Annotated in this window: 6 protein-coding genes; all 6 read left to right on the forward strand. The window is 30.2% G+C overall.

Features of this window, described 5'->3' with window-relative positions:
• Positions 1 to 34: 34 nt before the first annotated feature.
• The 6 genes from QNK89_RS01610 to QNK89_RS01635 all read left to right on the forward strand — a co-directional run bounded on the left by QNK89_RS01610 (position 35) and on the right by QNK89_RS01635 (position 2,834).
• Complete coding sequence (locus tag QNK89_RS01610) at positions 35 to 223, forward strand: hypothetical protein (RefSeq protein ID WP_340169233.1); 189 nt, start codon at positions 35 to 37, stop codon at positions 221 to 223.
• 94 nt (positions 224 to 317) lie between these two features.
• Positions 318 to 584, forward strand: coding sequence for a hypothetical protein (locus QNK89_RS01615; RefSeq protein ID WP_340169234.1), 267 nt, complete (start codon positions 318 to 320; stop codon positions 582 to 584).
• Positions 585 to 596: 12 nt separating this feature from the next.
• Entirely contained in the window at positions 597 to 842 is a 246-nt protein-coding gene (locus QNK89_RS01620) for a hypothetical protein (protein WP_340169235.1), read from the forward strand.
• A gap of 42 nt (positions 843 to 884) precedes the next feature.
• Complete coding sequence (locus QNK89_RS01625) at positions 885 to 1,244, forward strand: hypothetical protein (protein ID WP_340169236.1); 360 nt, start codon at positions 885 to 887, stop codon at positions 1,242 to 1,244.
• Positions 1,245 to 1,249: 5 nt separating this feature from the next.
• Positions 1,250 to 2,383, forward strand: coding sequence for an MT-A70 family methyltransferase (locus QNK89_RS01630; protein ID WP_340169237.1), 1,134 nt, complete (start codon positions 1,250 to 1,252; stop codon positions 2,381 to 2,383).
• Positions 2,358 to 2,834, forward strand: coding sequence for a hypothetical protein (locus tag QNK89_RS01635; RefSeq protein WP_340169238.1), 477 nt, complete (start codon positions 2,358 to 2,360; stop codon positions 2,832 to 2,834). The genes QNK89_RS01630 and QNK89_RS01635 overlap by 26 nt, the downstream gene beginning before the upstream one ends.
• The last annotated feature ends 220 nt before the right edge of the window (positions 2,835 to 3,054 follow it).

Below are 3,054 nucleotides of genomic sequence, written 5' to 3' on the forward strand. Positions count from 1 at the left end.
ACTAAACAACTTAACACACTTAAATAAATAGATTATGACAAAGAGAATGAATGATATAAATACGTTTATGGCTACGAAAGACAACGAAACGTGTTTAGTAGGAACTGATGAAATGGGAGAAGACTTTCAAGTATGGTTTAATACAATTGAATTATTAGAATGGCTAGACATCAATTATATGAAATCACAGAGTAAGAAATATATTAATGACTTAAATAAATAGATATGGACAGGAAAGAATTTTTAAAAGAAGCAATAGTTTTTACTGTAGGAATTGCAGGTTTAATTTTAATTGGAATTTTAACATCTATAATATTATGAAACCCGAGATAGACATATACGAGAACCAAGACGAAATAATAGAATTTGGCGTAGGCGATACCTGCTTCCGTGTTTGCATAGAAACAGAAACTTATTGGGTAGATGAAGCTGTAGGATTTAACGGATTAACGGATGAAATACAATACGAAGAACACAGAGAAACTTGTACGTTTGTAAAAATGGAAACCTTAGAAATTGATGGCGAATTGTTTTATACTCCCGAAGAAATCTGCGGAGAACTAGAAAGATTATTAAACCTATAAACCAAATTAAAGATGACACAAGAAATATTTAAAAAAGAATGGTGGGATAAATTCGACAATAGTTTATATTTTGACTACCTACTAAACAGAGAAGAAATGCTAAATACTTATAGAGTAACATACAAAACTTATAAAGGCAGCGACACAACCGCACCTGTAAGCTATGAGATAAAATACATTAAAGCGCAAGACAAACACGATGCTAAAAAAGCTTTTGGTTTATGGGAAGGCTTAATAATTAAAATAGAAATGATATGAAACTAATCGAACAAATTTACTGCACACTAATAACTTGGATATATGGTAGACTTAATTAAAAAAATAATAAAGAACGATAGACTAGATAAAAAATGTCGAAAAGTATCAACTGTAAACAAAAGAATATTTCTTTTTAATGCATTAAGAAATCGTGGTTTAACACTTTATCAAATAGCAGCAATGTTTAAAATGAATCATTCAACTATTATACACGGCATAAAAAGGTATAATGAATTTACTGCTGCGCTAGATGTTTCACTAAAATTAGATACGGAAGCATACAGGCAAATACTAGAAAATGCACCACAACAAAAATATAGTTTAGAAAAAGATATTTTAGAAGCGGAAACAATGCAAGAATTAAGAACAATTAAAAGAAGACTTTACAATAATTTATATTAATAACTATGGAAATCAAAGAAGAATTTAAAAATTTAATACCTGCACTAAGTGTAGAAGAATATGCGCAGCTTGAAGCAAACATATTAGAAGAAGGAATAAGAGAACCTATAATAACTTGGAACGGCTTTATAATTGACGGACACAACAGGTTTAGTATAGCGCAACGTTTCGACTTGGAGTATAAAACTACAAGTAAACATTTTAGTAATGAAAACTTGGTTAAGATATGGATGCTTGATAATCAATTTGGTAAACGTAATTTAACTGATGCGCAGAGGTATTTAAATAGAAATGAAAAGCGTAAATTATTAAAAGCACAAGGCAAACTAACACAAGGAGAACGAACAGACCTTTTATCAACTATTGATAAAAAGTTAGAATCAAAACATAATACACAAAAAATAATAGCCGATGAGTTAGGTTGGAGTACAGGAAAAGTTGCAATGGCAGATGTTGTATTTAAAAAAGCAACACCTGAAGTTATTGAAAAAGTAAATAAAAGCGAAGTAAGTATAAACGCTGCTTACAAAGAAATAAAGAAAGAAGAAAAGAAAGAGGAAAGAGATAAAAAAATACAAGAAGTAAAACAAAAAATAGAAACCGAAAACTTAACAACTTTAGACAAAAAATACCACGTTATAGCAATAGACCCACCGTGGGCATATAATGAAAAAGGTGGTTTTAGTAGTGATGACTATGATGCACAAAACAACAGAGGTGCAGTAGACTATCCAACTATGACGGTAGAACAAATAAAAAAAATAGAAATACCTGCTGCTAATGATAGTGTTTTGTTTCTTTGGACTACACACGCTTTTTTAAGAGATAGTTTTGACATTATGAAAGAATGGGGTTTTGAATATAAAGCTACTATTGTATGGGATAAAGTTAAAATGGGCATGGGTAGAAATGTTCGTATGCAAGTTGAATTTTGCTTATTAGGAATTAAAGGCAAACCAATAATACAAGGTAGTAGCGAAAGAGATATAATAACAGAACCACGCAGAGAACATAGCAGAAAGCCAGAAGCATTTTATGAAATGGTAGAACGTATGTGCATAGGAAATAAATTAGATTATTTTAGTAGACAAACAAGAAAAAACTGGGAACATTATGGAGCAGAGCAAGGACAATTTTAAGGAAAAGTTAGAATTTGGGCAAGAAGGCGAAAAAGAAATAGCCGAAATATTAATAAAAAAAGGTTATAGTATTATGCCTTTATATCAATTTAGTGATGAACTTGCCCCGCAAATAATAAGTTTAAATGAAAGTTTTACAAGTCCAGATTTAATGTGCTTTAAAAATGAAAAAAGTATTTTTGTTGAAGTTAAAAGCAAGACAAAATGGGTAGAGTTTAAAGGTGTAATAGAAACGGGTTGTAATTACAAACACTATAAACATTACAGAGATTTATCTTTAAAAACTAAATTAAAAGTATATATGTTCTTTAACCACGTTAAAGGAAGTTATCAAGGAGTTTATTATACGGATGTTTTAACGGTTGGAAGATATTGGGATGGAACTGCAAAAGGTGTAAAAAAATTCAAACCAGAATATTTTTGGAATAAAGATATTTTAAAAAAAATTTAGTTATATTTGTGCAGTTGGTAGGACAATCAAGAATTTTAAGTGTTACGTTAGTAAGTGTTCCTACCCACCGAAAGCGTAGCACTTTTTTTTATCAATAAATTATGGCAGAAAACAAAAAAGGCTTTTTACTTTATTGTGACTTAATACATACGGTGGAAAAGTTAGACGATGAACAAGCAGGAAAGCTATTTAAACACGTTTTAGAGTACGTTAACGACTT

The organism is Lacinutrix sp. (assembly GCF_037625555.1).
Taxonomy (GTDB): domain Bacteria; phylum Bacteroidota; class Bacteroidia; order Flavobacteriales; family Flavobacteriaceae; genus Lacinutrix.

Excerpts from the sequence above, each read along its gene's own strand:
- QNK89_RS01610 (WP_340169233.1), top strand. The coding sequence starts at position 35 with ATGACAAAGAGAATGAATGATATAAATACGTTTATGGCTACGAAAGAC.
- QNK89_RS01615 (WP_340169234.1), top strand. The coding sequence starts at position 318 with ATGAAACCCGAGATAGACATATACGAGAACCAAGACGAAATAATAGAA.
- QNK89_RS01620 (WP_340169235.1), top strand. The coding sequence starts at position 597 with ATGACACAAGAAATATTTAAAAAAGAATGGTGGGATAAATTCGACAAT.
- QNK89_RS01625 (WP_340169236.1), top strand. The coding sequence starts at position 885 with ATGGTAGACTTAATTAAAAAAATAATAAAGAACGATAGACTAGATAAA.
- QNK89_RS01630 (WP_340169237.1), top strand. The coding sequence starts at position 1,250 with ATGGAAATCAAAGAAGAATTTAAAAATTTAATACCTGCACTAAGTGTA.
- QNK89_RS01635 (WP_340169238.1), top strand. The coding sequence starts at position 2,358 with ATGGAGCAGAGCAAGGACAATTTTAAGGAAAAGTTAGAATTTGGGCAA.